The sequence below is a fragment of the Micromonospora sp. NPDC005161 genome (genome assembly GCF_053599855.1).
The window spans coordinates 12,775-31,685 of sequence record NZ_JBSFYQ010000011.1; the positions used below are offsets into that span (position 1 = coordinate 12,775).

Genomic DNA, 18,911 nt, shown 5'->3' on the forward strand with positions numbered 1-18,911 from the left:
CCAACCGGGGACCCAGATCGGAGGTGCCGCGGGCCACCGGTGAGGATGGGGCGTGGATTCCGATCTTCGGCGCTATCTCGACGAGTTGGTCGACGCCGCCCGCGACGTGCTCGGCGACCACCTGGTGGGCGCGTACGCGGCCGGCTCGGTGGGGCTCGGCGCGTACCAGGCCGGCCGCAGCGACGTGGACGTGGCGCTGCTCTGCGCCGGGCCGTTGACCGAGGCCGACAAGCGGGCGCTGGTGGCGCGGCTGCGGCACGAGGCGCTGCCCTGCCCGGCGCGCGGGCTGGAGCTGGTCGCCTACCGGCGGGAGGTGGCCGCCTCCGGCAGCCCGGAGCCCGGCTTCGAGGTCGAGCTGAACACCGGCTCCGGGATGCCGTTCCGGTGCACCCTCGACCCCGCCGACCGCCCGGCGACCGACGGCCGGTTCTGGTACGGGTTGGACCGCAGCATCCTGCACCAGAGCGGCCTGCCGCTGCTCGGGCCGCCAGCGGGGGAGGTCTTCGCCGATCTGGCCCCGGCCGACCTGCGCCGCCTGCTGATCGAGGCGCTGTCGTGGTGGCTGGCGCTGCCCACGCCGCCGGACGACCGACCCGCGCCCGGCGCGGAGGACGCGGTGCTCGGCGCCTGCCGGTCCCTGGTACGCCACCGCGACGGCGTCTGGCTGTCCAAGGTGGCGGCCGGGCAGCGGCTGATCGACGCCGGCGACCCGGCCGAGGTGATCGGCCGGGCCGTCGCCGCGCGGCACGGGGGGCCGCCGCCCACCGGCGCCCAGGCGCGCGCCTTCCAGCACCGGGTCCGCGCCGAGATCGCCGGCCAGCCCGACTAGCGGACCGGGCGGGGTTGGAGCGAGGCGAAGAGCAGGTTGAGACCCTCGGTCATGGTCGGGTGGGTGATGACCGCGTCCCGCAGGGCGGTCCACGGCATCCCGGCGAGCATGGCCAGCTGCACCGAGGTGATCACCTCACCCGCCTCGGCGCCGAGCAGCGCCGCGCCGAGGATCTGGTCGGTCCCGACGTCGACCACCGCCTTCCACGTTCCCTCGGTCTGGCGCAGGGTGCGGGCCCGGGGGATCGCGGCGACCGGCAGGCTGGCCACCTGGACGTCGTACCCGGCGCGGCGCGCCTCGGTTTCGGTGAGACCGACTCGGGCCAGCTCCGGGGTGGTGAACACGGTGTACGGGATGAGCCGGCCGGCGGTGCTGCGCAGCTCACCCGCCAGATTCGCCCGGATGATCCGGTAGTCGTCGAGCGAGGCGTGGGTGAACTGCGGGGTGCCGGCGACGTCCCCGGCCGCCCACGTCCGCTCGGCGCTGGTCCGCAGGTACTCGTCGACCGCCACGAAGCCGCGGTCGTTCAGCTGCACGCCGGCGGCGTCCAGACCGAGCCCGTCGGTGACCGGCTCCCGGCCGACCGCGACCAGCACGTCGTCCCCGGTCACCAGGCTGCCGTCGTCCAGCGTCACCCGGACCGTGCCGTCGGCGTTGCGGTCGATCCGGGCGACCGACATGCCGGCGCGCACGTCGATGCCGTCGTCGAGCAGGACCCGCAGCACCGCGTCGCCGACGTCGGGATCCTCGCGGGTGAGCAGCCGCGGGCCACCTTCGATCAGGGTCACCGCACTGCCGAACGACGCGAACATCTGCGCGAACTCCACCCCGACGGTGCCACCGCCGAGCACCACCAGTCGGGCCGGCAGCCGATCCAGGTGCAGCAGGGTGTCACTGGTCAGCACCGAGGCCTCGGCCATCCCGGGGACCGGCGGCAGGTGCGGGCGGGTACCAGTGTTGATCACCACGTCGGCGCCACGCAGGAACCGTTCGCCGCCGTCGGCCAGCGACACCCGTACGGTCCGGGGACCGACGAACCGGGCCTCCCCGATCACCAGGTGCAGGCCGGAGTCGAGGAACTGCTGCCGGTTGGCGGCCACCATCCCCTCGACGACGTCCTGCTTGTGGGCGCGCAGCAGGTCCACGTCGACCCGACCGCCCTCGACCACCAGGCCGAGCGCGGCCGCGCCGCGTAGCTGGCGAGCCGCCCGCGCGCTCGTCACCAGCGCCTTGGTCGGGATGCACGCGACGTTGATGCAGCTGCCGCCGATCATGCCGCGTTCGACCATCGCCACCCGACGGCCGGACCGGGCCACGTCCATGCTCAACGTCTTGCCGGCCTTGCCGCCACCCACGACGAGCAGGTCGAACTCCTCCGCTCGGTCGGTCACCGGGTGCTCCTCTCGGTCGCCGGGCCGATGCGGCCGCCTCTGCGTGGCGGCCAGACCAGCCTGTCAGCTCCGGTGCGCCATCGGCCCGGTTCCGAGCAGAACCGCCAACTCCGGCCGGGCCCGCCTCGAGCTCAGTGCCGGGCGGCACCGTTCTCGCTGACCGGCTGCCCGAAGGGCAGGAACGGCACAGGCGTCGGTTCGGCGGTGTCGCCGGGGCGCGTGAAGGTCGGGTCGGCGTCGCCGGTGGTCCCCTCCGCGGCGGCCGTACGGTCGGCAGCCGCTGCCGCCTCGTCCGTAGTGGACGAGGTGCCGACCCGCTCCGCGCCGGACTGGCCGCCACCGGACTGGTCGCCACCGGTGTGGTCGCCACCGGGCCGGTCCACGCGCTCGCCGTGCCGCCCGCCGCTCGGCCGCTCACCACCCGCCGGCTCCACGTCGGTCCGATCGGCAACCGGTCGCTCGGCGCTGGAGCGGGCGCCCACCATCGGGTACTCGGCGGTTTCCGTACCGCCCGCGGCGGCGGCCATGACGGCGGCGGCGGCCAGGTCGGCCACCCGCTTCGCCTCCCGCTGCACCCGGGCGCGGACGTCCTTGGCGTGCCGCTCGGCGGAGTCTCCGGCCCGCCGGGCCTCGTCCAGCCGGGCGCTCTCGGCGGTGAGGTCCCGACGGACCTCGCCCAGCCGCTGCTGCAACCGGGACAGCTCGTTCTCCAGGGTCTCGCCCTCCTCGCGCACCTCGGCGAGTTGCTGCTGGGCGGTCTCCAGCTCGGCGTGCAGCTGGGTCGACTCCTGCCGGCGCTCCTCGATCTCCTGCTGCAGGGCGGCGAGCTGCTCCTGGTGCGTGGCGGCCTGTTCGTCGGCGCGGTTGCGCAGGTCGGTCACGTGCTGCTGCGCCTCGGCCAGCAGCGCGGCGATCTGCTGCTCGATCGCGCTGCGCTGCTCCGCCAGCTCCCGCTCAGCGGCCGCCTGCTGCTCGGCGATCTCCTGCTCGGCCGCGCTCCGGCGGTCGTTGACGTCGCGTTCGATCCCGGCCTGCCACTGGGCCAGCTCCTGCTGGCTCTTGGCCCGGGCCGCCTGGAGCTCCTGCTGGATCTGGGTACGCGCCGACTTCATCAGTGCGTCGGCGGCGACCCGGGTCTGGTTGAGCTGCTGCGCGCTCTGCTCGGTGATCCGCTTCGCCTCGTTCTGCGCGCGCTCGTGCGCGGCCTCACTGTCGGCGCGCAGCTGCTCCGCGTGTTCCCGGATCGCGGTCAGCTCGGCCTCGGCCACGCCGCGCCGCTCCTCGTGCGCCTGTTCCTGCTCGGCGCGCCGGGCCGTCAGCTCCTCGGCCAGGTCCTGGCGCGCCTGGGCGGCCCGCTCGCGAGTGTCGGCGAGGATCCGCTCCGCCTCGGCGCGCAGCTCGTTGGCCAGGTCGGTGGCCGAGTCGCTGATCATGGCTGCCTGCTTCTCCGCGAGGGTCAGGATCTCGCCGACCATCGGGCCCAGATCCTGGAACGAGGCGCGGTCCACCTGCACCGGCTGGTCGTGCAGCTCGGCCAGCTCGGCGCGCAGCCGCTGCACCTCGGCGGTCAACTCACGGACCCGGACGGCGGAACGCCCGTGCTCCCCGCTCAGCATCGCGATCTGACCGTCGAGCTGCTCCAGGTGCCGGTCGACCTGGCGTTTGTCGTAGCCGCGCAGCGTGAGCTCGAAGCTCGGCCGCGAGGCCGCGTCGTCGCGTGCTGCGAGCGGCTCAGCGCCGATGGACATGCGCCATCCTCCGTACGATCGGGGCGCCAGGGCCGGCGGTCTACCGCCCCGCGGGCCGTGAGTGTGGCGCAACGCTACCGCCGAGGCGGCCCGGTGCGAAGTCCCGCCCCGTCTCTGCCCGGCCGACCCTCCCTTCCTCGGTCGATCATGGAGTCGTGGTGCCCGGAAGACCCTGATCCGCGGCTCTTGTCACCCAGCACAACTTCATGATCGACGCGGGTTGGTGGTTCAGCGGCGGCGGGCGACGAGGACCGCGTCGTGCAGGGTGATGTTCCTGCCTTCCGGGTCGGTGGCTGGGCGGGGGCGGGCCTCGGCGGTGCGCACCTCCCAGTGCGCCGGGTCCAGTGCGGCGGCCACGTCCTCGGCGGTGTACATCATGTCCGGCAGGTGCATCCGGTGCGCCGACGTCCACAGGTCCGACGGGTGGTGCCCGACGATCAGCAGGGTGCCGCCCGGAGCCACCGCGGCGGCCAGCCGGGCGAACAGCTCCCGCCGCTGCGCCGGTGGCAGGTGCATGAACTGCGCGGACACCAGGTCGTACGCCTCCTCGGCGGGTGGCTTCTCGCGCAGGTCGGCGTGCGTCCACTCGATGCGCTCACCGACGCCGGCAGCCTCGGCGTGCCCGGCGGCCCTACCCAGCGCGGTGGTGGAGATGTCCACCGCCGTCACCCGCCAGCCACGGTCGGCCAACCACACCGCGTCGGCGCCCTCGCCGCTGCCCACGTCGAGCGCCCGTCCCGGGGTCAGGTCGGTGGCCTCGGTGACCAGCTGCGGGTTCGGCCGACCGCTCCACACCGCCGGCCGGGACCGGTAGCGCTCCTCCCACGCCGGCTCCTCGAAGGCCGTGGCCAGCACCTGCCGGTACGCGGTCACCGCGTCGCGGGTCTCCTCGGCGATCAGATCGGCGTTGATCGCCGCCCCGGCGGTGAGGCCGGCCGCGGCGGCCGCGATGACCTGGCCGCGGACATCGGCGACGTTGCCGGCCACCCACATGCCCGGGACGGTCGTCGCCCCGGTGGCGTCGGCCGGGATCTGGGTGCCGATCACCTGCCCGCCCATCGTCACCTCCTCCGCGGCCAGACCCAGCCCGACCAGCATTCCCGCGCGGGGGACCGGCCGCGCCGCGACCACCACCGCGTCGAGCGCCACCACCCGGCCGGAGGCGAGGCGGACGCCGGTCAGCGCATCCCCGGTGACCTCCAGCCCGGCCACCGGCCCGGGCACCACGGCGATGCTCCGGGCGGCGAGCCGCTCGGCGGTCTCCTCGTCGGGCGCCGGGGCGTCGTGCAGCAGGAGCAGCACGTCCGAACTCCACTGCCGCCACATCTCGGCTTGGTGCACGGCCAGTGGCCCGGTGGCCAGGATCCCGATCCGCCGGTCCTGGACCTCCCACCCGTGGCAGTACGGGCAGTGCAGCACGTCGCGCCCCCACCGCTGCGCCACCCCGGGCACGTCGGGCAGCTCGTCGCTGAGCCCGGTGGCCACCAGCAGCCGCCGGGCCCGCACCGCGCGCCCGTCGTCGAGGCCGAGGCGGAACCCGTCGTCGTCCCGGGTCGCCGCCGCCACCCGCCCGTCCAGGAACTTTCCGCCGTACCCGGCGACCTCGGCGCGCCCGACCGCGACCAGCTCGCCCGGCGGCGTCCCCTCGCGTGCCAGGTAGTTGTGAACGTGGTCGGCCGGCGCGTTGCGCGGTTCACCGGAGTCGATCACCAGCACGGACCGTCGGGCTCGGCTCAGCGCCAGGGCTCCGCTGAGCCCCGCGGCGCCGCCGCCCACCACCACCACGTCATATGTCTCGTCCACCGGAGTCTCCCCTTGTTGTCGGCTGAGCCCACCATCCGTCGCCGTCGGCCAGGCGGCAACTATCCTTGCCGTTATGGCAAACGACGACAGCGCGGCGCTGGCCGCGGTCGGCCCACGGCTGCGCGCCCTGCGCCAGCAGCGCGGGACCACCCTGGCCCAGCTCGCCGACCTGACCGGCATCTCGGTGAGCACCCTGTCCCGGCTGGAATCCGGTGGCCGCCGGCCCACCCTGGAGCTGCTGCTCCCGCTGGCCCGCGCCTACCAGGTCCCGCTGGACGAGCTGGTGGACGCCCCGGCCACCGGCGACCCACGGGTCCGTCCCAAGCCGATCGTCCAGCACGGCGTGACGTTCCTGCCGCTGACCCGCCGACCGGGCGGTCTGCAGGCGTTCAAGCAGATCCTCCCGCCGAATACGCCCACCGGGGAGCTGACCCAGCAGACCCACGAGGGGTACGAGTGGATCTACGTGCTCTCCGGCCAGTTGCGCCTGCTGCTCGGCGAGCACGACCTGACGCTGACCCCGGGCGAGGTTGCCGAGTTCGACACGCGTACGCCACACCGGGTGATCAACCCCGGCCCCGGCACCACCGAGGTCCTCAACCTCTTCGGGCCGCAGGGGGAGCGGCTGCACGTCCGCGCCCGCCCCGCCGCGTCCGCCAGGGAATAGTCAGCGAGCCGTCAGAGGCATGAGCGGGATATCGGCTGGCGAGACGTGTGGCCGTGGGCCATGGTTTGGGCGTGATCATCATCCAGCGGGTGCGCGTGCGATGGAGCCCGGCTGGGCGCGGCGCTCCACAGGCCAACGCCCGTCGAGGGCTCAACCGCCCGGTGATACTTCCTGCGCCGCTGCCAGCAGGCGATGTCGTGGTCCACGACGTCCTGGCTGATGAGGCCGCCAGCTACCAACGCCGTGGCGAGGTACGGACCGGTGGCGTGAGCATCTCCCGCGGTCTCGCTCTATGGCTCACCTTCGACGGCTCGGCGGTAACCGTCGAGCGTCTGCCCGGCGGGGCGGCGTTTCCCCGGGCGGGAGTGTCGACCCGCCTGTTCACCCTCGCCCACGGGCAGGTCGGCCGGTATAGGGCCAATTTCCGGTTGACCGGCTGCGCGTGCGACCCCAGCTGGTACTACGAGGACTGGGTGGTCCATGTCAGCAACGGCGATGTTGCATGCGACCGGTTCCTGCGCGGCGAACCGGACTGCGTTGTCGATAACCGTGTCCATCTTTACGGTGGCCCCGCGCGCCGAGGTAACCGCTAGCGAACGTGACCTCGCTCTGCCCTCAGCCCTCGCCTCGCAAGCGGTGTGCACGTCCGCTGGTTTAGGGTCCCTGCGATGGTCATGAGCGCGCAGGACGTTGTGGGCGTGATCGAGTCGGACCCGGGAGCAATGAGAGTCCTTCGGGCTACGGCCGAGCTTGGATTACCGGACTGGTGGATCGGTGCCGGCTTCGTACGCAACCGCGTCTGGGACGCGATCAGCGGCCTCCCAGTCTCGCCGGAGCGCGACGTGGATGTCGCCTACTTCGACCCGGAAAAGCCGGACCCACGCGAGGATGCACGCGCCGAAGCCCAAGCCATAGTGGCCCTGCCTGGGGTGCCGTGGGAGATTCGTAATCAAGCACGGATGCATCTGCGCAACGGCGATGAGCCCTACACGTCCGCCCTGGACGCGATATCGCGCTGGCCCGAAACGGCGACGTGCGTCGCGGTGACACTGAGGGGCGACTCTGTTCGCCTGGTGTCCTCCCACGGTCTGACCGACCTTCTGGGAATGGTTGTCCGCCCCTCTCCAGCCTTCAACAACGCAGCGGGCCGCGCGAAGGTACAGCGCCGCGTGGAGGTCAAGGGATGGCTCCACCGATGGGCCGGGCTGCGGCTGGAGATCTAACGGTCACGCCAAGCGAAGGACTTCGCGGCACGGGCGGACAACCGACACCACAACCTCCGTCATGGTCGGTAGCGAGCGGTTCGCGGCACATGAGTGCGGGCGGCGAACCGCGGGCGCCGCACCGAACGGCGGACGATACTGGCACGGTGGAGGAGGACCTCGTCGAACTACTGGCCTCGACCGGAGTCACCTGCCGGTTGTTCGTCGAGCAGACACGGGGCCCATACCACCGAGCTGTGCATCCCGAGCGTCGGGAGATCACCGAGGACCGCGATGGTCTCCCGCTGCGCCTCGGGCTACGCCTACTGGCGGCGGACGCCACCACCCCCCTCGCAGATGTCCTCGTCGAGGTCTGGCAGGCCGACCACGTGGGCCGATACTCCGGCTTCCAGCCATTCGAAGCGAGGCCGGGACAGGTGGTCACCTCGGAGTCGGTGCCGCACGATGTGATCGCCGCCGGTGAGACGTACCTGCGGGGCAGCCAGCGCACCGACGAGCGCGGGATGTGCGGGTTCAACACGATCTACCCGGGCTGGTACGCCAGCCGCACCGTGCACATCCACCTCATCGCGCACCTCGGCGACGGCTCGGCGACCACGCAGGTCTATTTTCCCGACACGGTCACCGACGAGGTTTTCAGTCGCCCGCCCTATCGGGGCCGGCCGCAGCGCGACACCACCAACGCCACCGACAGCATCTTCGCCGAAGGCGGCGAGCAGATGATCCTGGACCTGCAGGGAGATCCGACGACCGGCTACACCGGGGTCCTCTGCGTCGTCCTCGACCAGCAAGCGCGACCTGCCTCGGCTGCGGGTCCTTCGGCGGAAAGCGACGGTTGATCGTGGCCAGCACGGAGCAGATCAGGGCCACCATCGAGGCTCACCTCGCCGCCGTCGGCGCCGCCGATGCTACCGCACTGGCAGATCTCTACACACCGGATGCCCGCCTGCATGACCCCGCTGGCGGACCCCCGGTCACCGGCCGAACGGCCATCGAGCAGCACTTTGCCGGCGTGCTCACCGAGCAACGGACAATGGAACTCGTGATGGTGGCGATCGCCGACCACCACGCCGCGTTCCACTTCCGCGCCACACCAGCCGAGGGCCCCACCAGAGAGGTCATCGACACCATGACCTTCGACGACCAGGCCATGATCACTTCAATGCGGGCGTACGCGAGCTAGAACCAAACCGGGCGGAGTGACCTCGTGGCCTGCCGTCCGGCTACCTGCGAGGAGTCGCTCCGCCGAGGCCGTGAATGCTGAGGTGTCGTCCACCCAGGGGAAATGCGCGGCCCGTGGCTGCTCCGCGCCGCCGAAGAAGCCGTCCGTGGCGGGCTGGGCGAACTGGTCCGGCTCGGCGGCGGCCTGCACCCGCGCTGCAGCATCCACTCGCTTGGCTGGCATCCGCGCATCGGCACGACCCGCCGCCGGCGCGGTCCGCTTGCCGCGACTTGCCGTAGCGAGCGGTTCGCGGCATGTGCGTGCGTCCGCAGGGCTGGGTCGTCTCGTCTCAGGTTAGGGCCAGCATCGACTCCACGCCGTAGCGGGCGGCCGCGATGCCAGGCTCGCGAGACTGCGCGGTGATGACGAGTACTCGGCCACCCTTGCGCGGGTACAGGTACACGGCCTGCCGCCACGGTTCACCCTCGTGCTCCCATGGTTTCCCAGCCTCCGCATTCACGGGGAGTACGGCACCTGACACGGGCTGGGACGCCCGTCGAGGGCCCGGCCCGCTTCCTTTCAGCTTTGACTACACATCATCGCGATGTCCGATCGGACTCCCTCAAGCCCAACGAGGCGATCCACCGCGCTGCCCTCGACTGCCGGCGTGGCGTTCCGGTCATCGGACCGGTGCTGTGCGTACCTCGCTGAGGTGTTTGGTGATGCGTAGCAGCACCTGGTTCGGTGGCCCGGCGACGAAGGCCGCCGTGTCGGCGAGGGCGGCGATCAAGGGCAGCCCGCGACCACCGACGGTGAGCGGGGCGGGGAGCTCGGCGTCGAGTCCGGCGCCGTTGGGGATACTGCCGCGGTTGCTGACCTCGAGCAGGCAGACGTCGTCCTCGATGATGATGGTGATGTCGACGGTGCTGTCCGGGTCGGCGTGCATCACCGCGTTGGCGCAAGCCTCGGTGATCAGCACGGCCAGGCGGTCAACGGAGTCCTCAGCGGCGTCGGTGAGGCTCAGCAGGGTGGTCAGCACATGGCGGGCGCGGGTCACCGAGGACGGTTGTCGCGGGAGTGACAGCGTCATGGTCACGCGCATCGCGCAGTTCCTCCTCAGCCCGCGCGTGGCCCGCGCCGGACTCCTGTGTCACACCCCGGGGCAGGATGCTCCCGCCGTGATCGGCACTACCCGGGTGTTGCCGAGGTGAAACGGTCAGGATGCCGGCTCGGCGACGCCGGCGGCGGCGTTTCGCCCGCCGGCAGAATAGGGTAAGCGGGGATCATCGGCTTGGGGGTTGTTGTGGATCTGCTGTTGTCGGACCGGCCGGGCCGGGGTTGCACCGTGCTCGAGGTGCGCGGCGAGATCGACATGGCGACGGCCCCCCAGTTGCGCGATGGTCTGCAACGGCTGATCGACGCCGGTGACCGCCAGGTGGTGGTGGATCTGGCCGGGGTGGGTTTCCTGGACTCCAGCGCGCTGGGCGCGTTGGTGGTGATGTTCAAGGCGTTGCGTGACCTCGGCGGTCGGTTGTGCCTCGCCGCGGTGCAGCCCGCCGTGCACAGCGTGCTGACGGTCACCTCGGTGGATCGAGCCATCCAGGTCTATGACAGTGTCCCGGCGGCGGAAGCCGATCTGCCGTCAAGGGACGACGCGGCGGGCGGGTAGTCAGTCGGGCAGCGCGGTGCTGGCACGCGCCTGGTCGGCGCCGGCGCTGGTACGCCGGTCCTCGCTGTGGCCGCCGTGCCAGTCGAGGATGAGCAGGGTCGCGTCATCGGCCAGAGTCGGGCCGCTGACCTCGAGCACGGCATCGGCCAACGCCCGGACAGCCTCCCGCGGGTGCAGACCGGCGATCGACCGCAACATGGCCGGCAGATCCAGGCTGGCGGCGTTGCGCTCCCGCATGCCATCGGTGACCACCACCAGACGGTCGCCTGGTCGCAGCGTGATCTCGCCAGCGTGGTGATCGGTCTCGGCGAACATTCCCAGCGGGAAGTTGGCCGGTAGCGCCAGCGTCCGGGTGTCCCCGTCGCGCACCAGCAGCGGCGGCACGTGCCCGGCGTTGAGCAGCGCGCACACCCCGGTGCGCAGGTCGAGACAGCCGAGGACCGCGGTGATGTAGCTGCCGGGCACCGCGGCGTGTTGGGCCACGTCGGCGTTCGCGGCCTCGGCCTGCTCCGCCAGACCAACCCCGCGGCGGCGGCTGTTGCGCAGGCTGCCCACGCCCAGGGTGGCCGTCAGCGCGCTGGCCACCCCGTGGCCCATCGCGTCGGTGACGCTGAAGTGCAGCACGTCCCGGCCGAGGCTGTAGTCGAAGGTGTCCCCGCCGATGCTGGCGGCGGGTTCGAGCCAGCCGGACAGGGTGAACGCACTGGCCTCACACGTGAACGAGCTGGGGAGAAGGCGGCGCTGGATCTCCCCGGACAGGGTGAACGGCGTCGTCCGTTGCCCCCACTCGAAGAGGTCGGTGTACCGCCGGTTGGCAATCACCACGAACGCCAACACGTGCGCCGTGCGGGCGATCTCCTCCAGTGCCCGCGCATCGGGCTCGTCCGGCAGGATCATCTCCAGCAGGCCGATCGCCTCACCGCGGTCGGTCACCGGCGCCAGCACCGTCCACCGATCGGGCCGCGCGACAACCTGCACCACCTGGGTGCGTAGCGCCTGCTCGGCGGGGCCGCCGTCGAACGGCATCACGGTGGCGACCTCAGCACCGTCGCGGCGCCCGTCGCCGGCACCATCGAGCGGCACGTGGGCCAACCGGACCAGCGCCCGGCCGCTGAGGTCCGCGATCAGGAACGCGACGGTACGTGCCCCCAGCGCCGCACCGAGTTCCCGGGTGACCGCCTCGACCGCCTCGACCGGCGAGGCGTTCTCCGCCGCGTCCAACAAATGGTCCATGAGTCGCCCTCGACTGCTTTCCACTGTCGGAGCCTACGAGACCAGGCTGGTCATCGCCGAGCACGCTGGTCCCCGGGTTCAGCGGGGCGCGGCGATCGGCGGTGCCGACGGCCCGAAGGTGGTCAGGAACCGGTCCCGGAAGGTGTCCATCGGCCACACCGGGGCCTGCGGACCGGGCCGCAGGCCGTCCTGCCACCCCCAGTCCGCCACCCGGTCCAGCACGGCCGGATCGTGGGCGACGATGGTGATCGGCACGTCCCGGCTGGCACCCTCGCCGGTGACCACCGGGGCGGGCTGGTGGTCGCCGAGGAAGACCAGCACCAGGTCGTCGTCGCCGTAGGTCTGCACGTAGGAGATCAGGGTCTCCAGCGAGTACGCGATGGCCTTCCGGTACCCGCCGCGGATCTGGCCGGCGTCCCGGTCGTCAGGGTCGCCGCTGTCCTCGCCGACCGCGGAGCCGCGGTAGATCGAGCCGTCGCCCACCTCGTCCCACCCGATCATCTCGGGCACCGCCGTCCACGGCGAGTGGCTGGAGATCAGCGGGATCTCCGCCATCAGCGGGCGGTCCGCGTCGGCCCGGACCTGCCGCTGGAAGAACGACAACGTGTACTGGTCGGGCATCGGGGCGTAGCCGAACTTCGGTCCCCGGTAGCCGAGCGCCTCCGTGTCGTAGTAGCGGTCGTAGTCGAAGAACCCCTGCTCCGGCCACGGTTCAGTGGCCGCCGGCAGCACCCCGACGGTCTGCCATCCGGCGCGGCGGAACGCGCCGTTGAGGGTGAGCCGATCGCTGGCCAGCAGGGTGCGGTGCCGCCCCTCGTTGTCCGTCCACAGGCCGGACAACAGCGTGTCGTGCGCCAACCAGCTACCGCCGCCGAAGGTGGGGGAGGTGAGGAAGCCACTGCGGGCGTGGTAACCGGCCGCGCGCAGCCGCTCCGTTCCGGCATCCAGCACCGCGTTGACCTGCGGCGCCAGCTCCGGGTCCTCCACCGCGTCGCGGCCGTAGCTCTCCACGAACGCGACGATGACGTCCTTACCGCGCAGCCCGGTCAGCAGTTGGTCGCCCGGCGTGTCGTGGAACGGGTCGGCGTTGATCTGCGCACCGAACGTCTCCCGGTCGTGCAGCCGTGCGTCCACCTGGGTGGCGTGCGCGCCGACCAGCGCGGTGGTCCCGGCGTCGGCCACCGGCACGCCCGGTACGACGCGCACCCCGACGACGGCGCAGGCCACCCACGCGACGGTCAGCGCGGCCACCGCCCGGGTCGCCACCCGCTCGTGCCGGACCAGCAGCGACGCCAGCCGCCGCAGCGCCAGCGTGAGCACCACCAGCAGCGCTCCGACCAGCAGCAGGATGCCGATCGCCGTGCCGACCGCGCCGGCCTGACCGGCCGAGTCACGGACGAAGCCGAACGCGTCGTCCAGCAGCAGCCAGTCCAGCACCAGGTCGAACGGCCGGTCGAGAGCCGTACGGAAGCCCAGGTCGGCGAGCTTCACGATGGCGAGCAGGCCGAGCAGCGGCCCGACCACGGCCACCACCACCCGCCGGGGCCGCGCCCTCAGGGCAAGCAGCAGCGCGGCGAGGAGCAGCCCCTCCAGCGGGATGCGCAGGAGGGCGCCCGGCGTGAGCAGGCCGAGCCGGTCCGGGCCGACCAGCACGGCGAACACCAGCAACACGGCCAGCGCGCTGCCCACCCCGCCCGCCACCCGCCGCGCCGGGCCGCGTCCGGCCGCGGCCAACGACCCGGGAGTACGCGCCGACACCTCGCCCACAGCAGGAGGGCGCGAACGGAACCGGCCGGCCAGCCGGCGTACCTGGGTGGGAAGGGTCATCACAGCCTCCAGTCGGAGTGGACCGTACCGCCCGAGCGGGCCGCCATCGCCCGCGCGGGAGCGGGCACCGGCAGCAGGGGCGGCAGCGTCACCGTGGACGGCGCGACCACCGGCAGCGGAGTCGGCAGGGCCACCGGCGCGGGAACCGGCGGGACGGTCGGCGCCAGCGCGGCGGCCGGCACCGGCGGCGCGGTCCGCACCGGCGCGGCCGGCACCGGGAGAGCCCGCCGGGACACCGACCGACGCTGCCACAACCACGCCACGTCCCGGCCGAACGACTCGACCAGCAGAGCCAACGCCACCACCAGCACCAGCGTGGTCCACGGCTCGGGCAGCACCCCTGCCGCGGCCACCGCCAGCAGCACCCCCTGCGCGGCGGCCACCACCTTGCGCCAGAAGCGCGGCGGCAGCGACCCGCCCAGCCAGGGCAGCACCGCGCTCGCCGCGACGAACGCGTACCGCATCACGCCGATGGCCAGCACCCACCCGCCGGCGACCGGCGCGACGTGCACGCTGAGCACCAGGATCAGGAACGCGTCGACCTCCATGTCGAAGCGGGCGCCGAGCGCGCTCACCGTGCCGGTGCGTCGCGCCACCTGCCCGTCCACCGCGTCCAGCAGCAACGCCACCGCGCTCACCGCGACCAGCAACCCCACCGGCGCGGGCCGGCCGAACGAGTCCGCCACCAGCGCGGTGACCGCGCCGACCAGGACGGCCCGGGTCAGCGTCACCCGGTCGGCCGGGCCCAGGCGGGACGCGCCGGCCCGGTGCAGGCCCCGGCTCAACGCGAGACAGGTGACCACCGCGTAGCCGGTACCGACCAGCCAGCCGGCGCCACCCAGCCCCACCGTGGCGGCCAGCACCGCCAACACGACCAGTTGCGCGCTCAGCCCGATCATCGGACCACTTCGAACCGTGGGCACCGTACCTCCGTGTTTATGATCGACGACCCCGACAGGGAACACGGAAAACGTGGCCGTTCGGTTCGGCCCGGAGCAAAGGTGAGGTGCGCGACGGTGATCCGCGAGGCGTACGCCTGCTGGGTGCGCGAGCCCGGCGCGGCGGAGATCCGGCCGGTGTCGTTGCCCGTCCCGGGCCCCGACGAGGTGCTGGTCCGGGCACGCTACTCGGGGGTCAGCCGGGGCACCGAGACACTCGTCTTCACCGGCCGGGTGCCCGCCGACCAGCACGCCGCGATGCGCGCGCCCTTCCAGGAGGGCGACTTCCCGGGCCCGGTGAAGTACGGCTACCTCAGCGTCGGGGTGGTCGAGCAGGGCCCACCGGAGCTGCTCGGGCGCACGGTCTTCTGCCTGCACCCGCACCAGAGCGCGTACGTCGTGCCGGCCACCGCGGTGGTGCCGGTGCCGGACGACGTGCCGCCCGCCCGCGCGGTGCTCGCCGGCACGGTGGAGACCGCCGTGAACGCGCTGTGGGACGCCGCGCCGCTGGTCGGCGACCGGGTCAGCGTGGTCGGTGCGGGCATGGTGGGCTGCTGCGTCGCGGCGTTGCTCGCCCGCTTTCCCGGCGTGCAGGTCGAACTGGTCGACACCGACGCCCGCCGCGCCGGGGTGGCGGGCGCCCTCGGCGTGGGGTTCGCCCAACCGGCCGACGCTGCCGGCGACCGGGACCTGATCGTGCACGCCAGCGCCACCGCCGACGGTCTGCAACGCTCGCTGGACCTGCTCGCGCCGGAGGGCACGGTGATCGAGCTGAGCTGGTACGGCGACCGCCCGGTGCAGGTGTCGCTCGGTGGGGCGTTCCACTCGGGGCGGCTGACCCTCCGCAGCAGCCAGGTCGGCATGGTCGCGCCCGCACGGCGGGGGCGGCGCAGCTACGCCGACCGGCTGGCGCTCGCCCTGGACCTGCTCGACGATCCGGCCTTCGACGCGTTGATCACCGGCGCGTCCCGGTTCGAGGAGCTGCCCGACGTCCTCGCTCGACTGAGCACGGGTGACCTTCCCGCGCTCTGCCACCTCATCACCTACGACGACGGGGAGTGACCGTGTTCAGCGTGACCGTTCGGGATCACATGATGATCGCCCACAGTTTCCGGGGCGAGGTGTTCGGCCCGGCCCAGCGCCTGCACGGCGCGACCTTCGTGGTGGACGCGACGTTCCGCCGGCCCGACCTGGACGCCGACGGCATCGTGGTCGACATCGGCCTGGCCACCGAGCAACTCCGCGCCGTGGTCGGCGAGCTGTCCTACCGCAACCTCGACGACGAGCCGGCGTTCGCCGGGGTGAACACCACCACCGAGGTGCTGGCCCGTACGGTCGCCGACCGGCTGGCCGAGCGGGTGCACGCCGGTGACCTGGGCGCCGGGGCGCGTGATCTGGCCGGCATCACCGTCACCCTGCACGAGTCGCACGTCGCCTGGGCCAGCTACGAGCGGTCGCTGTGATCGGGGCGGGCCGGGCGACGCCGGTCGACCGGCCCGCTTCGCCCGGCCGTGCGGTGCACGTCGTCCTGCCCGGCGACATCGACGACCCGGCCACGCCCAGCGGCGGCAACGCCTACGACCGGCGGATCTGCACCGGCCTCGGCGGGCGGGGCTGGTCGGTGCATGAACACGCGGTGCCCGGCGCGTGGCCGTACCCCGACCCCACGGACCGGGCGGAGCTGGCTCGGCTGCTGGCCGCCGCGCCGGAAGACGCCGTGGTGCTGCTCGACGGCCTGATCGCGTCGACCGTTCCGGACCTGCTCGCCCCGCACGCCCGGCGGCTGCGCCTGGTCGTCCTGGTGCACCTGCCGTTGGACGACGAGGCCGAGGCCCGCGCGCTGGCGACCGCCCGGGCCGTCGTCACCACCAGCGAGTGGACGCGCCGCCGGCTGCTGGCCCGCCACCCGCTGCCGCCGGACCGGGTCCGGGCCGCGCCGCCGGGGGTGACGCCCGCGCCGCCGGCGCCCGGTTCGGTCACCGGCCACCGGCTGCTCTGTGTGGCGGCCGTCACCCGCCACAAGGGACACGACGTGCTGGTGGACGCGCTGTCCACGCTCGCCGGGCTGTCGTGGACGCTGGTCTGCGCCGGCACGCTCGCCCGGGAGCCGGAGCTGGTGCACCGGCTGCGTGAGCGGCTCGGCGGGGCGGGCGTCGCCGACCGGGTCCGCCTGGCCGGCCCGTTGACCGGCGCCGCGCTGGACGCCGCCTACGACGCCGCCGACCTGCTGGTGTTGCCGTCGCGGGGCGAGACGTACGGAATGGTCGTCACCGAGGCCCTGGCCCGCGCCCTGCCCGTGCTGGGTACCGAGGTGGGCGGCCTGCCCGAGGCGCTCGGTCAGGCGCCCGGCGGTGACCGGCCCGGGCTGCTGGTTCCGCCGGGCGACCCGGCCGCGCTGGCCGGCGCGCTGACCCGCTGGCTGAGTGACGACGCCCTGCGGGCCCGGCTGCGGCGTGCCGCTCTGGCCCGGCGGGACACCCTGACCGACTGGACGGTGACCACGGCGCTGCTCGCCGCCGTGCTGGAGGAGGTGGCGGCATGACCGTCGAGGAGACCCTGTCGTTCGCCGACTGGCTGCGGCTGCGCGAGCCCGCCGACGCGGCGGCCCGCGCCGAGGACCTGGTGGACGTGGTCCGTCCCCGGCTGGCCGGCGAGGCTCCGACCGTGATCCACGACCTGGGCAGCGGCACCGGCTCGATGAGCCGCTGGCTGGCGGCCCGACTGACCGGCCCGCAGCACTGGGTGCTGCACGACCGGGACGCCGACCTGCTGGCCCGGGCCGCCGAGGGCATGGCCGGGGTCACCGCCGCCGACGGCGCACCGGTCACGGTCAGCACCCGTTGCGGCGATCTCACCCGGCTGACCGCCGCCGATCTGGCCGACGGCGCGCTGGTCACCGCGTCCGCACTGCTGGACATGCTGACCGCCGAGGAGGTCGAGCGGGTGGTCGCCGCCTGCGCCGACGCCGGCCGACCCACCCTGTTCGCGATCTCGGTCACCGGGCGGGTCCGGCTCACCCCGGCCGACCCACTGGACCCGTTGGTCGAGGCCGCGTTCAACGACCATCAGCGGCGTACCGTCGACGGCCGGCGGCTGCTCGGCCCGGACGCCGTCGCCGCCACCGCCGCCGCGTTCGCCCGCCGGGGCGTCCCGGTCCGGGAGCGGCCCAGCCCGTGGCTGCTCGGCCCGGACCAGGCGGACCTGGCCGCCGAGTGGTTCCGGGGCTGGCTGGGCGCGGCCTGCGCGCACCGTCCGGAACTGGCCGGCCCGGCCCGGGCGTACGCCGAGCGCCGGCTGACCGACGCGGCGGCCGGCCGGCTCACGGTGCAGGTCGACCACCGGGACCTCCTGGCCGGCGGATGAACCGCTCGCGCCCCGGGTACGTGCACTAGGGCAAGTGGACGATCTTCAGGGAGGACCGGCGCCGATGTTCTGGGCCTGGGCACGAGTGGTCGGCGGGGTGGGCCTGCTCGCCGCCCTGCTGTGGCAGGTGGGCACCGGCCCGTTCCTGGCCGGAGTGCGGTTGATCGACGCGCCGGCGCTGACCGCGGCGCTGCTCATCGGTGTCCTCACCACGGTCTGCGCGGCCTGGCGGTGGAGCCTGGTCGCCGGCGGCCTGGGCGTACGGCTGCCGCTCACGACCGCGGTCGCGCACTGCTACCGCGCGGTGTTTCTCAACGCCACCCTGCCCGGCGGTGTGCTCGGCGACGTGCACCGGGCGGTACGCCACGGCCGGGACGCCGGTGACGTCAGCCGGGGCATCCGCGCAGTGGTCTGGGAACGTGCCGCCGGTCAGGTGGTTCTGGTGGCCGTCGCCCTGGTGGTGCTGGCCGCCTTTCCGTCGCCGGTGCGGCCGTACCTGCCGGCCGCCGTCGCGTTGCTGGTCGCCGCTGGGCTGGCAGCCGTGCTGCTGGCGCGGGTCCTGCCGCAGGCCGGCCGGTCGCGCTCGGCACGAGGACTGCGCACCGCCGTGGCGGACGTCCGCGCCGGGCTGCTGGCCCGGCGGACCTGGTTCGGGGTGCTGGTCGCCTCCACCGTGATGGTCGCCGGTCACCTGGCCACCTTCCTGGTGGCGGCGCGTACCGCCGGCTCCGACGCCCCGCTGTCCCGGCTGCTGCCGCTGACCCTGCTCGCGCTGTTGGCCATGGGGTTGCCGCTGAACATCGCCGGGTTCGGGCCGCGTGAGGGAGTGGCCGCCTGGGTGTTCGGGGCGGCCGGCCTCACCGCGGCCGAGGGGGTCGCCACCGCCACCGTCTACGGTGGACTGGTGCTGGTGGCCAGCCTGCCGGGTGCCGCCGTGCTGCTCGCCCGGCGTGCTCGGACTCCGGCCCCCGGTCGGGAAGCCGCCTCCGGTAGCGGCTGTTGAGCCGGTTGTGAGACGGTACGCGTCACCGCACGGTGGTGGCGCCGGACAAAGGAGT

Annotated in this window: 20 protein-coding genes; 12 read left to right on the top strand and 8 right to left on the bottom strand. The window is 73.5% G+C overall.

The features are described 5' to 3' along the window. Positions 1-52: 52 nt before the first annotated feature. A complete protein-coding gene (locus ACWD5O_RS13115) occupies positions 53-829 on the top strand; it encodes a nucleotidyltransferase domain-containing protein (RefSeq protein ID WP_450085389.1) in 777 nt (258 codons plus the stop codon). Here ACWD5O_RS13115 and ACWD5O_RS13120 read toward each other — a convergent pair. From ACWD5O_RS13120 to ACWD5O_RS13130, 3 genes are all read right to left on the bottom strand, one after another. After that, complete coding sequence (locus tag ACWD5O_RS13120; protein WP_450085390.1) at positions 826-2,220, bottom strand: dihydrolipoyl dehydrogenase family protein; 1,395 nt, start codon at positions 2,218-2,220, stop codon at positions 826-828. The genes ACWD5O_RS13115 and ACWD5O_RS13120 overlap by 4 nt on opposite strands. 131 nt (positions 2,221-2,351) lie before the next feature. Then, positions 2,352-3,968 carry a hypothetical protein gene (locus ACWD5O_RS13125; protein ID WP_450085391.1) on the bottom strand — a complete coding sequence of 539 codons (1,617 nt, stop codon included), beginning with the start codon at positions 3,966-3,968 and terminating at the stop codon, positions 2,352-2,354. A gap of 228 nt (positions 3,969-4,196) precedes the next feature. Continuing rightward, on the bottom strand, positions 4,197-5,771 hold the full coding sequence (locus ACWD5O_RS13130) for an FAD-dependent oxidoreductase (RefSeq protein ID WP_450085392.1): 1,575 nt from the start codon (positions 5,769-5,771) through the stop codon (positions 4,197-4,199). A gap of 73 nt (positions 5,772-5,844) precedes the next feature. Between ACWD5O_RS13130 and ACWD5O_RS13135 the strand changes: the two genes are divergently transcribed. The 5 genes from ACWD5O_RS13135 (at position 5,845) to ACWD5O_RS13155 (ending at position 8,844) form a co-directional block, all read left to right on the top strand. Continuing rightward, entirely contained in the window at positions 5,845-6,438 is a 594-nt protein-coding gene (locus ACWD5O_RS13135) for a helix-turn-helix domain-containing protein (protein WP_354962418.1), read from the top strand. Positions 6,439-6,509: 71 nt separating this feature from the next. Next, the gene (locus tag ACWD5O_RS13140; protein WP_450085393.1) at positions 6,510-7,031 is read left to right on the top strand and encodes a hypothetical protein; all 522 of its coding nucleotides are present in this window, start codon (positions 6,510-6,512) and stop codon (positions 7,029-7,031) included. A 75-nt stretch (positions 7,032-7,106) separates the two neighbouring features. After that, positions 7,107-7,661, top strand: coding sequence for a nucleotidyltransferase family protein (locus ACWD5O_RS13145; protein ID WP_450085394.1), 555 nt, complete (start codon positions 7,107-7,109; stop codon positions 7,659-7,661). Positions 7,662-7,807: 146 nt separating this feature from the next. Next, a complete protein-coding gene (locus ACWD5O_RS13150) occupies positions 7,808-8,500 on the top strand; it encodes a dioxygenase family protein (protein ID WP_450085395.1) in 693 nt (230 codons plus the stop codon). A 2-nt stretch (positions 8,501-8,502) separates the two neighbouring features. Beyond that, positions 8,503-8,844 carry a nuclear transport factor 2 family protein gene (locus ACWD5O_RS13155; protein WP_354962414.1) on the top strand — a complete coding sequence of 114 codons (342 nt, stop codon included), beginning with the start codon at positions 8,503-8,505 and terminating at the stop codon, positions 8,842-8,844. A 328-nt stretch (positions 8,845-9,172) separates the two neighbouring features. Here the strand turns inward: ACWD5O_RS13155 and ACWD5O_RS13160 are convergent, their stop codons facing one another. Both ACWD5O_RS13160 and ACWD5O_RS13165 read right to left on the bottom strand, forming a co-directional pair. Further along, positions 9,173-9,343, bottom strand: coding sequence for a hypothetical protein (locus ACWD5O_RS13160; RefSeq protein ID WP_354962413.1), 171 nt, complete (start codon positions 9,341-9,343; stop codon positions 9,173-9,175). 159 nt (positions 9,344-9,502) lie between these two features. After that, positions 9,503-9,925, bottom strand: coding sequence for an ATP-binding protein (locus ACWD5O_RS13165; protein WP_450085396.1), 423 nt, complete (start codon positions 9,923-9,925; stop codon positions 9,503-9,505). A 243-nt stretch (positions 9,926-10,168) separates the two neighbouring features. On the opposite strand from ACWD5O_RS13165, the gene ACWD5O_RS13170 reads away from it, so the two are divergent. Then, positions 10,169-10,492, top strand: coding sequence for an STAS domain-containing protein (locus ACWD5O_RS13170; protein WP_450085397.1), 324 nt, complete (start codon positions 10,169-10,171; stop codon positions 10,490-10,492). On the opposite strand, the gene ACWD5O_RS13175 is transcribed toward ACWD5O_RS13170, so the two are convergent. The 3 genes from ACWD5O_RS13175 to ACWD5O_RS13185 form a co-directional block, all read right to left on the bottom strand. Beyond that, complete coding sequence (locus ACWD5O_RS13175) at positions 10,493-11,725, bottom strand: PP2C family protein-serine/threonine phosphatase (protein WP_450085398.1); 1,233 nt, start codon at positions 11,723-11,725, stop codon at positions 10,493-10,495. Positions 11,726-11,803: 78 nt separating this feature from the next. Next, complete coding sequence (locus ACWD5O_RS13180; protein WP_450085399.1) at positions 11,804-13,552, bottom strand: sulfatase-like hydrolase/transferase; 1,749 nt, start codon at positions 13,550-13,552, stop codon at positions 11,804-11,806. Next, positions 13,552-14,451 (bottom strand): CDP-alcohol phosphatidyltransferase family protein, encoded by a 900-nt coding sequence (locus tag ACWD5O_RS13185; RefSeq protein WP_450085400.1) that lies wholly within the window; start codon positions 14,449-14,451, stop codon positions 13,552-13,554. The genes ACWD5O_RS13180 and ACWD5O_RS13185 overlap by 1 nt, the downstream gene beginning before the upstream one ends. A gap of 117 nt (positions 14,452-14,568) precedes the next feature. Between ACWD5O_RS13185 and ACWD5O_RS13190 the strand changes: the two genes are divergently transcribed. From ACWD5O_RS13190 to ACWD5O_RS13210, 5 genes are all read left to right on the top strand, one after another. Then, entirely contained in the window at positions 14,569-15,552 is a 984-nt protein-coding gene (locus tag ACWD5O_RS13190) for a dehydrogenase (protein ID WP_450085401.1), read from the top strand. 2 nt (positions 15,553-15,554) lie between these two features. Further along, complete coding sequence (locus tag ACWD5O_RS13195) at positions 15,555-15,953, top strand: 6-pyruvoyl trahydropterin synthase family protein (protein WP_450085402.1); 399 nt, start codon at positions 15,555-15,557, stop codon at positions 15,951-15,953. Beyond that, positions 15,953-17,032, top strand: coding sequence for a glycosyltransferase family 4 protein (locus tag ACWD5O_RS13200; protein ID WP_450085497.1), 1,080 nt, complete (start codon positions 15,953-15,955; stop codon positions 17,030-17,032). The genes ACWD5O_RS13195 and ACWD5O_RS13200 overlap by 1 nt, the downstream gene beginning before the upstream one ends. Further along, entirely contained in the window at positions 17,029-17,853 is an 825-nt protein-coding gene (locus tag ACWD5O_RS13205) for a class I SAM-dependent methyltransferase (protein WP_450085403.1), read from the top strand. Before ACWD5O_RS13200 ends, ACWD5O_RS13205 begins: the two co-directional genes overlap by 4 nt. Positions 17,854-17,917: 64 nt before the next feature. After that, entirely contained in the window at positions 17,918-18,856 is a 939-nt protein-coding gene (locus ACWD5O_RS13210) for a lysylphosphatidylglycerol synthase transmembrane domain-containing protein (RefSeq protein WP_450085404.1), read from the top strand. Positions 18,857-18,911 lie beyond the last annotated feature (55 nt).

Coding starts and splice junctions, on each gene's coding strand:
- ACWD5O_RS13145 (WP_450085394.1), top strand. CDS start 7,107: ATGGTCATGAGCGCGCAGGACGTTGTGGGCGTGATCGAGTCGGACCCG.
- ACWD5O_RS13125 (WP_450085391.1), bottom strand. CDS start 3,968: ATGTCCATCGGCGCTGAGCCGCTCGCAGCACGCGACGACGCGGCCTCG.
- ACWD5O_RS13165 (WP_450085396.1), bottom strand. CDS start 9,925: ATGCGCGTGACCATGACGCTGTCACTCCCGCGACAACCGTCCTCGGTG.
- ACWD5O_RS13205 (WP_450085403.1), top strand. CDS start 17,029: ATGACCGTCGAGGAGACCCTGTCGTTCGCCGACTGGCTGCGGCTGCGC.
- ACWD5O_RS13135 (WP_354962418.1), top strand. CDS start 5,845: ATGGCAAACGACGACAGCGCGGCGCTGGCCGCGGTCGGCCCACGGCTG.
- ACWD5O_RS13175 (WP_450085398.1), bottom strand. CDS start 11,725: ATGGACCATTTGTTGGACGCGGCGGAGAACGCCTCGCCGGTCGAGGCG.
- ACWD5O_RS13180 (WP_450085399.1), bottom strand. CDS start 13,552: ATGACCCTTCCCACCCAGGTACGCCGGCTGGCCGGCCGGTTCCGTTCG.
- ACWD5O_RS13210 (WP_450085404.1), top strand. CDS start 17,918: ATGTTCTGGGCCTGGGCACGAGTGGTCGGCGGGGTGGGCCTGCTCGCC.
- ACWD5O_RS13185 (WP_450085400.1), bottom strand. CDS start 14,451: ATGATCGGGCTGAGCGCGCAACTGGTCGTGTTGGCGGTGCTGGCCGCC.